General features: G+C 52.2%; 5 protein-coding genes. 1 reads left to right on the top strand and 4 read right to left on the bottom strand.

Going from position 1 to position 9836, the window contains the following annotated elements:
* Nucleotides 1-494: 494 nt before the first annotated feature.
* Both rpmG and ACGG90_RS09645 read right to left on the bottom strand, forming a co-directional pair.
* The gene (gene rpmG, locus ACGG90_RS09650) at nt 495-647 is read right to left on the bottom strand and encodes a 50S ribosomal protein L33 (RefSeq protein WP_054718962.1); all 153 of its coding nucleotides are present in this window, start codon (nt 645-647) and stop codon (nt 495-497) included.
* Between the two features lie 81 nt (nt 648-728).
* Entirely contained in the window at nt 729-1586 is an 858-nt protein-coding gene (locus ACGG90_RS09645; RefSeq protein WP_390408871.1) for an RluA family pseudouridine synthase, read from the bottom strand.
* Nucleotides 1587-1672: 86 nt separating this feature from the next.
* On the opposite strand from ACGG90_RS09645, the gene ACGG90_RS09640 reads away from it, so the two are divergent.
* Nucleotides 1673-1969, top strand: coding sequence for a hypothetical protein (locus ACGG90_RS09640; RefSeq protein ID WP_390408868.1), 297 nt, complete (start codon nt 1673-1675; stop codon nt 1967-1969).
* 42 nt (nt 1970-2011) lie between these two features.
* Here the strand turns inward: ACGG90_RS09640 and ACGG90_RS09635 are convergent, their stop codons facing one another.
* Both ACGG90_RS09635 and ACGG90_RS09630 read right to left on the bottom strand, forming a co-directional pair.
* A complete protein-coding gene (locus ACGG90_RS09635; RefSeq protein ID WP_390408866.1) occupies nt 2012-2689 on the bottom strand; it encodes an EAL domain-containing protein in 678 nt (225 codons plus the stop codon).
* 104 nt (nt 2690-2793) lie between these two features.
* Nucleotides 2794-9768 carry a mucin-binding protein gene (locus ACGG90_RS09630; RefSeq protein WP_390408863.1) on the bottom strand — a complete coding sequence of 2325 codons (6975 nt, stop codon included), beginning with the start codon at nt 9766-9768 and terminating at the stop codon, nt 2794-2796.
* Nucleotides 9769-9836 lie beyond the last annotated feature (68 nt).

The raw sequence follows: 9836 nt of genomic DNA, 5'->3' as shown, positions 1-9836 counted from the left end.
CTATTGGAGGACAGGGATTGCGTAGGTGCGCGGGGCAAGCGGCGGTCAGGCCGTGAAACGTGTGGTGTCAGGTGAGACTCGCGTACTTTGCGAGGCTCACCCGACATCACACGCGGCAACTTTTGAGATTTGCAAGGCGAGTCGCAGGCGAGCGCAAAGCTCAAAAGTTAGGTGGAAAACGCGCGCTCTTCAGCGCGGTTGGAACCGGCCGCACCGCCTGCACCGCCGCTTGCCCCGCGCACCGAAGCGATCCCTGTCCGGGCTTGGCGACGTCCACGCCTTTTACGCTGTGGTCTTCGTCGAGCTGCGTGGCGCAACGCGGCGTGATATAAGTCGTGACGCCGCCAAGGCACAAACCGCCTTTGCGTCATCCCGCCTTATATCCACCGCTAAAAGCGCGCCACTCCGCTCTGGGGACAAAAAAATACCACACCCCTAGGAGTGTGGTATCTGTATGGTACGTCGGCCGACGGACCCTGATATATCAGGAAGGATTACTTCTTAACTTCCGTGAAAGTGACGCGCTTGCGCAACTTTGGAGAATATTTCTTCAAAGAAAGACGATCAGGCGTGTTACGCTTATTCTTAGAAGTCAGGTAGATCCGTTCGCCGGTTTCAGCACATGCAAGTAAAATGTTATCACGCATGTTCTTCACCTCGCTTTAGAATTTTAACTAACCTAATAATCATACCGGATTTGGCGGGATTGTCAAGGTGATAATTTGACACTATTGCAACGCGGCTTGCCAAGCTGGCGGCATCGGCAGCACCGCACTCATGCGCGTGTTGGTGAAGGGATCGTTGAAACTCAACTCGCTGGCTTGCAATAACTGGGTTTGGTAATGGCTTGTATCGCCACCGTACAAGCCATCGCCCACCACCGGATGGCCAAGATGCGCGAAGTGCGCCCGGATCTGATGCGTGCGTCCAGTCACCAAGTGCACGCGCACCAATGCCGCATGTGGCCCTTGGGCAACACGGGTGAATTCGGTTAGCGCCGATTGGCCGTCTGCACGCACTTCGCGATGAATACCATCTGCAGCTTTGGCCAAGGGCAAATCGATTCGTCCGCTGGCTTCAAGTGTACCGCCAACTACCGCCAAGTACCGCTTCTCTACTTGGGTATTGACGCCTAATGTATCCAAGCGGCCTTGCGCATAACTGTGCTTGGCAACAAGCACCAAACCGGTAGTATCACGATCTAAGCGCGTGATGATCGCCGGTGCAGGACCAGCATAACCGGCTTGTAACAGATAACCTGCCACTCGATTCAACAAGCTGTCAGAAGGATTGCTTGGTCCTGGTACACTTGCCAACCCAGTCGGCTTGTTAACGATCAGCCAATTGGCATTCTCGGCAACAACCGTCAGCGCGCCGCTGCTAATGCTGATCCCTGTTTCAGGCGGCAAAGCAAACGTCACGACGTCACCTTCAAGCAAGGCAACATTGTGCACAGCAATGCCGTTGACTTGCACCGCCGATGCATCATAAAGTTTCTTAAGCAGCCGGTGGCTGACGCCTTGCTCAGCCAGCAGGCGCTTAACGGTAGTGGCTTGGGTGGCGCGATAAGTGAATGTAAATTGCATGGTGAATCCTCCGCTAATCAGTGTACCATATTGGCAAATTTCCAGCAGTGCGGTAAAGTGAGTGAAACGACTATTGGGAGGTCATTATGACACTTATCGCCTTATTGCTCGACATCGTGGCAGCTGCCAGCTGGTATGTGCAAGCTAACAATTCTCAATACTATTTTGTGGGCTTGGTGCTGCAAGTGATTCTTGCGGTGGTGCTGTTGATCATGATCTTTGGCTACCGCGGCCGACGCAACATCCGCATGAACTTTAAAGTGTTTTCGCCGATTTTCACCATTCGCTTTGCGATCATCGTCTTATCGTTTCTGATCAACGCCTTGTTGGTGTTCTTATATTACCTCAACTACACCGGCGCCAATTCAGTGATCTTCGGTTAATTCACAAATCGCCGCTTTGCAAAATTGCAAAGCGGCGATTTTTTAATATAGCGGCGTGTTTTGCGCCGTTTGCAGCTTCTCTGCGGGCTTGTTGAAGTAGAAGCCTTGCAGCCAGCGAATATTGTACTTCATTGCCAGCTGGACATCTTCTGCCGATTCCAGCCCTTCCAAGGTGAAGGGCACCTTTGCATCAGTCGCCAATTTATGCCACTTAGGAATCTCGATATTGGCTTCATCGCCGCGCCCCAAGTCGCGCAGATTCTGCAGCGCATACTTCAACATGTCCACATGCGGGGCGAGCTGCGCAACCAAATCGTAGTCGGCAATGTCGGTGCCAACGTCATCCAGCGCAAGATAAATTCCTGCTTGGCGATACTGCTGGCCAATGTCCATGATCTCATCCAGCGTCGGCGCCTGCGTCACTTCCACCGTCAAACGGTCCAAATCAGGACTGGAGGCGGCGAAGGTCATCAGCTGCTGCATCGTATCTTGTGAGGCGAACTGCTCAGCCGTTAAGTTGATCGAGACATTCTTATTAGGCAGATTGCGCAATACGCGGCGCATCATGCGCATTTGCATTCTGACGGTGATATCGAAGTTATCCGGCAGCACCCAGTCATTGCGCTTGGCGTCCCACACCCGCAACAACAATTCGTATCCGGATGGCTGATGCGTCGTCATATCGATGACGGCTTGCGTGAAGTATGTGTATGTGATCAAGACCTTATCCCCCAAATCGACGCATGCGCCGACTTTCTTTCAACAGTTATATTATACGCACACAAAAAATGAAACTACGAATAGTTTCATTTTCCGTTGGTTATCTACATGAGATCTGCACGCGTCCCAGGCATTGCTGGGCGGCTGAAGTAGTAGCCTTGCACAGCGTTGATGCCTAAGTCGTGGGTCATTGCCAATTCATCGGCAGTTTCCAAGCCTTCGACTTCCAGCGTGTTGTGGTGCGCGGCTGCGGCCTTCTGCCAGGCGCCTAATTGCATAGCGATCTGGTTGAGGTCGTTGCCATCCCGCCGCATCCCGCGCAAGGAAACCTTCAGCGTGTCGACTAAATCAGCGGCTTTGGCCACTTGGGTGCCATCAGTGCTGCTGCTCAAGTTATCCAACGTCAGCTTGACGCCGGCGTCGTGATAAGTCTTGGCGTTGGCGGCCAAGGTTGCCGCGTCTGGAATGCTGCCCAGTTCAACAGTGAGCTGCCCCACTTCGCCGCTTTGTGAAAGCTCAGTGACCGCCTTTTGCGTGGCTGGATCGCTGAATTGCGCATCAGTCAAGTTGATCGATGCGTTCTTCACGTCCAATTGCGCCACGGCGCGCGCCACCAGATGCGCTTCCATTGCAGCCGGGATCGCGAAGCTGGCCGGCAAGTGCCAGCCGCCTTGCTTAGAATCCCAAACCCGCAACAAGAGCTCGTAGTGGTCAACGCTGTTATTGGCCGTGTTCATCACCGGCTGCGAGAAGAACGTGTAATCCGCCATCCCAGGCGCCCCACCCGCGGTGAAAATGTTCCCGTGAGTGAGCTTGGCGTTGTCGTTGATCACATCGATCACTTGTGATGCCGCATTCTGCGGATCATTAATTTTCGGTGCATTCACGATATTCGTGCCAAGGCCGTCAAATGCTGGCGTAACCGCATTAGGCTTCGTCACATTGGCATCAACGTCACCTGGTTGGGTACCAACATTGTCCATCGCAGTGTCCGCTGTTGGTGCTTGAGTAGCATCAACATAGGTCACGGTCCGTGAAGTCGTCCCATCAGGATTGGTCGTTGTCGTGTCAGTCGCAGGCGTCTGGCCGTTGATCCCATTACCCGTTGGCAAGTTAGTCAACGGACTGCTTGGCGTTGTCGGCGTAATCGCAGCTGCCGTTGGCGTGTTGGTAGTATTGCCACCAATATTACCATTCGGCGTTTGAGTTGCGGTGTTACCGCCATTGATCGGTGTACCAGTGTTGTTAGCTGTTACGCCGCCGCCATTTGGTGTTGACGTACCAATGCCGATTGTCGGCGTACTGCCGTTGCTTGGCGTTGACGTATTCCCGTTGCTTGGGGTACTCCCATCACTCGGAGTGTTGCCGTTGCTTGGGGTACTACCGTTGCTTGGCGCGCTCTCGTTACTTGGGGTACTACCATTGCTTGGCGTACTACCATTGCTTGGCGTACTACCATCACTCGGGGTGTTGCCGTTGCTCGGCGTACTGCCATCACTCGGGGTGCTGCCATTGCTTGGGGTACTACCGTTGCTTGGCGCGCTCCCGTTACTTGGGGTACTACCATTGCTTGGCGTACTACCATCACTCGGGGTGTTGCCGTTGCTCGGCGTACTGCCATCACTCGGGGTGCTGCCATTGCTTGGCGTGCTCCCATTGCTTGGCGTGCTCCCATTGCTTGGCGTGCTCCCGTTGCTTGGCGTACTGCCATCACTCGGGGTGCTGCCATTGCTTGGCGCGCTCCCATTGCTTGGGGTGCCGCCATTGCTTGGCGTGCTGCCGTTGCTTGGGGTACCGCCATTGCTTGGGGTGCCGCCGTTGCTTGGCGTTGACGTATTACCGTTGCTTGGGGTGCCACCATTGCTTGGTGTTGACGTATTACCGTTGCTTGGGGTACCGCCATTGCTTGGTGTACTGCCGTTGCTTGGGGTACCGCCATTGCTTGGGGTACCGCCATTGCTTGGGGTGCTGCCGTTGCTTGGTGTTGACGTATTACCATTGCTTGGTGTACTGCCGTTGCTTGGTGTTGACGTATTACCGTTGCTTGGGGTGCCACCATTGCTTGGTGTTGACGTATTACCGTTGCTTGGGGTACCGCCGTTGCTTGGGGTGCCGCCGTTGCTTGGTGTTGACGTATTACCGTTGCTTGGGGTACCGCCATTGCTTGGTGTACTGCCGTTGCTTGGGGTACCGCCATTGCTTGGGGTGCTGCCGTTGCTTGGTGTTGACGTATTACCATTGCTTGGTGTACTGCCGTTGCTTGGGGTACCGCCATTGCTTGGGGTGCTGCCGTTGCTTGGTGTTGACGTATTACCATTGCTTGGTGTACTGCCGTTGCTTGGGGTGCTGCCGTTGCTTGGTGTTGACGTATTACCGTTGCTTGGGGTGCCACCATTGCTTGGTGTTGACGTATTACCGTTGCTTGGGGTGCCGCCGTTGCTTGGTGTTGACGTATTACCGTTGCTTGGGGTACCGCCATTGCTTGGGGTGCTGCCGTTGCTTGGGGTACCGCCATTGCTTGGGGTACCGCCATTGCTTGGCGTGCTGCCGTTGCTTGGTGTTGACGTATTACCGTTGCTTGGGGTGCCGCCGTTGCTTGGCGTTGACGTATTACCGTTGCTTGGGGTACCGCCATTGCTTGGGGTGCTGCCGTTGCTTGGTGTTGACGTATTACCATTGCTTGGTGTACTGCCGTTGCTTGGTGTTGACGTATTACCGTTGCTTGGGGTGCCACCATTGCTTGGGGTGCTGCCGTTGCTTGGTGTTGACGTATTACCATTGCTTGGTGTACTGCCGTTGCTTGGTGTTGACGTATTACCGTTGCTTGGGGTGCCACCATTGCTTGGGGTACTGCCGTTGCTTGGGGTACCGCCATTGCTTGGGGTACCGCCATTGCTTGGGGTACTGCCGTTGCTTGGGGTACCGCCATTGCTTGGGGTGCTGCCGTTGCTTGGCGTTGACGTATTACCGTTGCTTGGGGTGCCACCATTGCTTGGTGTTGACGTATTACCGTTGCTTGGGGTGCCGCCGTTGCTTGGTGTTGACGTATTACCGTTGCTTGGGGTGCCACCATTGCTTGGTGTTGACGTATTACCATTGCTTGGTGTACTGCCGTTGCTTGGTGTTGACGTATTACCGTTGCTTGGGGTACCGCCATTGCTTGGTGTTGACGTATTACCGTTGCTTGGGGTACCGCCGTTGCTTGGTGTTGACGTATTACCATTGCTTGGGGTACCGCCGTTGCTTGGTGTTGACGTATTACCGTTGCTTGGCGTACTGCCATCGCTAGGTGTTTCGACAAATTTATCCTTATCATACACAACTGTGTAACTCGTATCCTTGTCGCCTGGGGCAACATTTTGCGAAGCTTCCGCTTCTGCAGAAGGTGTCACAACGTGATAACCCTTAATGACAGGATTCGAGACGCCTTCCAAGGTACCCTTCTTTTGGGCCGTTACCTCACCGGTAACTGGATCTATGGTTTCACTGACTTCGGCAGTCGCTGTCTTATCAGCGGCAATCTGCTTGCCAGCTTTGTCCACGTAATGCACAGTCTTGGTGATTGTTACATTCTTAACCGTTGGCTCGTCTTTGTCGTAAGTAACAGTGTATTCTCGATCCTTGTCGCCTGGGGCAACATTTTGCGAAGCTTCCGCTTCTGCAGAAGGTGTCACAACGTGATAACCCTTAATGACAGGATTCGAGACGCCTTCCAAGGTACCCTTCTTTTGGGCCGTTACTTCACCGGTAACTGGATCTATGGTTTCACTGACTTCGGCAGTCGCTGTCTTATCATCGGCAATCTGCTTGCCAGCTTTGTCAACGTAGTGCACCGTCTTGGTGATTGTTACATTCTTAACCGTTGGCTCGTCTTTGTCGTAAGTAACGGTGTATTCTCGATCCTTGTCGCCTGGGGCAACATCTTGCGAAGCTTCCGCTTCTACAGAAGGTGTCACAACGTGATAACCCTTAATGTCAGGATTTGAGACGCCTTCCAAGGTACCCTTCTTTTGGGCCGTTACCTCACCGGTAACTGGATCTATGGTTTCGCTGACTTCGGCAGTCGCCTTCTTATCATCGGCAATCTGCTTGCCAGCTTTGTCCACGTAGTGCACCGTCTTGGTGATTGTTACATTCTTAACCGTTGGCTCGTCTTTGTCGTAAGTAACGGTGTATTCTCGATCCTTGTCGCCTGGGGCAACATCTTGCGAAGCTTCCGCTTCTACAGAAGGTGTCACAACGTGATAACCCTTAATGTCAGGATTTGAGACGCCTTCCAAGGTACCCTTCTTTTGGGCCGTTACCTCACCGGTAACTGGATCTATGGTTTCGCTGACTTCGGCAGTCGCCTTCTTATCATCGGCAATCTGCTTGCCAGCTTTGTCCACGTAGTGCACCGTCTTGGTGATTGTTACATTCTTAACCGTTGGCTCGTCTTTGTCGTAAGTAACGGTGTATTCTCGATCCTTGTCGCCTGGGGCAACATCTTGCGAAGCTTCCGCTTCTGCAGAAGGTGTCACAACGTGATAACCCTTAATGCTGGGATTCGAGACGCCCTTTAGGGTGCCTTTCTTTTCCGCCGTTACCTCACCAGTTACTGGATCTATGGTTTCGCTGACTTCGGCAGTCGCTGTCTTATCATCGGCAATCTTCTTGCCAGCTTTGTCAACGTAGTGCACCGTCTTGGTGATGTTTGTTTTCTGCACCTTGTCAGGGAGCTTTGTATAAGTGATCAGCACGTTCAACGCCTTCTGCGTTGGGCCGTTCTTCTTGAGCATTGTCAACGCCGCTGCCGTGTCAACATCTTCAGGTTCATCATGGATATATCCAGTCAGTTCTGGCACATTAATCGCCGAAAAGCCAGACTCCACCTTCCAGCTATCAGGATCGATGGTCTTAGTGCCATCTGCTGCAGATGTTAATTCAACATACGAAAATTCAGCCGTCAAAGTGTCTGTCTTCGGCAACTTGTTTGGATCGCTGGTGGTATCGTCAGCTGCATAGTCATAATCAACATACTTGGTCACTGTCACATGCTTGACAGTGCTGGAATTTGCAGGTTGATAAACCATGCTGATGGTGTAGTCAAAAGGTGTGCCATTCTTAGCTGCCTTGATGATGCCGTCAGTAATGGCTTGTGCATTGGGATTACCAGGGTCAAACGTCGCGCGATAAGTGACAGGTTCTCCGTTTGCATCAAGACCATTGAAATCCGGATAATTATTCTTGTCGACGTCAGCGAAAGGTTTATCATAAGTTATCTTGCCATTCGCATCAACTGTGGCGGTTGTCCATTCTGTGACAGACTTCGGCAATTTCGTTAAATCACCAGTCACGCCGTCTTTATACTTCGCGTCCACGGTTCGAGTGACCAGTACTTGCTTTTGCTGGTCTTTCTTATAGGTGACTGTCTCGACGATGTCATCATCACCATATGTCACTTTTGTCTCAGACTGCGCTGCTTCTGGGATCTTGTCTACTGTGTAGCCGTCTTTGGTCGGCAGTTTTGGAAAGCCTAGCATACCTGATGTTTTGTTGCTCAGTGTGCCATCTGCCGCTTCGTCTGCAGTTAGGTCAAGCGAGTCGGTGTAATCGTCAAAAAGCTTATGCCCATTTTGATCTTCAAAGTGAATCGTCTTGGTGATAGTTTGTTTCTTGTGCGTTAAGGTGTCTTTGGGCTTGCTTGGCTGATTTGGGTCATCTGGCGTCTGTGGCGTAGAGTTGTTAGGATTATCAGGGTCGCTAGGTGCGGTGTAGCCATTGCCGGCACCATCACCATTGATTGCACCGAAGAAGCCGCCGAGGTTGGCTTTATCGGACTCAACATTAGCCACTGGCGCTAAGATATCGACGCTGGTACTTGGTACTGTATCAGAATTCAACACACTCAAGTCGCTGACGTCTGGTGCAGAAATCACAAGTTTGCCATCTTTAATAAAGTCGACGCGCTGGCCAAAGTCCTCATCATGGCCACTCATATCCAGCTTGCCGCCGCCGACAAAATCAAGCACGACATTTCCGCCTGTGTATAAGTCTTGATTAGCAAAGGTTTGGATGTAGCGCTGCGATTGTTGCCAGTCGCTGACGTTTACCGTAAAGATCCATGAATTGCCGACATGCTTGGCATCTTTAAAATCAAAGGTGAAACCAGGCGCATTGTTTACCCCTGTCTTAGCTGCATGCGCTGGATCAGCTTGAGCCGCAAGCGTCTGATTGATCGTTGTGACAGCAGTTTTCAACTGCTGGACTTTAGCGACTAGAGAATCCTTGGAAAAGACAAATTTTGACAGGCCATTATTATTGAGCACACCTGACGGCAAAGCGCCAGTCCCCTTCAAATAGCCGCCATCGGTCAACATTACTTTAGCGTTATCGTTGCTTGGCGCATTGAAGCTGCCGCTATTGATCGTCAAAGAGCCGGCAATCAAATCCCCGTAGCCGGTTTGTTTCAACACGGCGTTGTCGCCGCTGATTTGGCCTTGAGCAGACGCATCGAGACTGCCCCCTGTGATCAACCCTTTATTGAAGGTTGTTGCAGTACTATTCGTCTTACCACCATTCATGGTGATGGTTGACTGAGTGGCCAGAAAGTCCAAAATCTTCTGCATATTAGCCGGGTCAGTTGGTGCCGCTAGCGCTGCATCTGATGGAAAGCCAACTTTGGCCAACACAGTATTGGCATCACCATATTGATACCCTGGTGCTGGGCTGATCGTCCACTGATCGCCATCCGTGGTCAGGCGCATACCCGCCGCTTTGATTGCTGGCAATTGTCCCCAATTGATCGAAACGGTGGTTGTGCCAGCGCTTTTATCAACGAAGGTGCCGTCGGCGATTGCCGGGTCAATTTCTTGTTTGTCGAGTTCTGACTTGCCCATGCCATTGTCCGGCCGCGCATAATTTGCATCGCTGCTGCCGGCAAAAGTAGTTTGTTGCGGCGTTAAAAGGGCCGCAGAAAACAATGCTATCGGAATCGCGATCCCGGTGACAATTGTTGCTGTGACCCAATTTTTACCATCTTTATATAATTTGTAATGCAGCTTCTTCTCAACATCCAGCCGATTATCTCTGCGTTTCATCGTGTTTGCCCCCCAAGCGATGGCAACTTGTTACAACGCCATCAGTCAAACTATCAAATTCCATAAAC

The organism is Lacticaseibacillus jixiensis (assembly GCF_042847315.1).
In the GTDB taxonomy this organism is placed as follows: domain Bacteria; phylum Bacillota; class Bacilli; order Lactobacillales; family Lactobacillaceae; genus Lacticaseibacillus; species Lacticaseibacillus jixiensis.
This window is presented reverse-complemented; position numbering and strand designations above follow the sequence as displayed.